This is a genomic window from Variovorax sp. 05L425, assembly GCF_056397705.1.
In genome coordinates this window covers 1-691 of record NZ_JBFTNY010000077.1, presented here as the reverse complement: position 1 = coordinate 691, position 691 = coordinate 1, and the positions used below count along the sequence as shown (strand labels likewise).

1 protein-coding gene is annotated in these 691 nt (G+C 66.4%); it reads left to right on the top strand.

Translation table 11 applies throughout. The annotated features are described in order from the left end of the window. On the top strand, nt 1-691 hold a 691-nt coding region (locus tag AC1DN9_RS30045; protein WP_478106019.1), incomplete at both ends, for an MMPL family transporter.

Genomic DNA, 691 nt, shown 5'->3' with positions numbered 1-691 from the left:
TGCAGCAGCTCCCGGAAGTGCGCGCGACGCTCGGCCTGCAGGACGTGGTGCGCCAGATCACCGCCGGCTCCTTCGAAGGCAACCCCAAGTGGCTGACCATCAGCCGCAACCAGGACGTGCTGAACTACGGCGCGCAGCAGGCGACGGTGAACAATCCGGAGCTCTTCAACGTCGAATGCTCGGTGATGCCGCTGGTGGCCTACCTCTCGGACCACAAGGCCGAGACGCTGCAGAAGGTGCTCGCGGTGGTGGAGAACTTCGTCAAGGACCATCCGACCGATCCGGCCGTGGTGCAGATCCTTCCGGCGGCCGGTTCGGCGGGCATCGAGGCGGCGACCAACATCGTGGTGCATCAGGCCAACAGGACCATGCTGCTCTATGTCTACGCCGCCGTGATCGCACTGTGCTTCCTGACCTTCCGATCCTGGCGTGCGGTGCTGGTGGCTGTGATCCCGCTGGTGGTCACCTCCATCCTGTGCGAGGCGCTGATGGTGTGGCTGGGCATCGGCGTGAAGGTCGCAACGCTGCCGGTGATTGCGCTGGGCGTGGGCATCGGCGTGGACTACGCGTTGTACCTGCTGTCGGTGCAACTCGCAGGCCAGCGCCGGGGCCTGACCTTGGCCCGCGCCTACGGCGATGCGGTGATGTTCACCGGCCGTGTCGTCGCGCTCGTTGGCGTCACGCTCGCCGC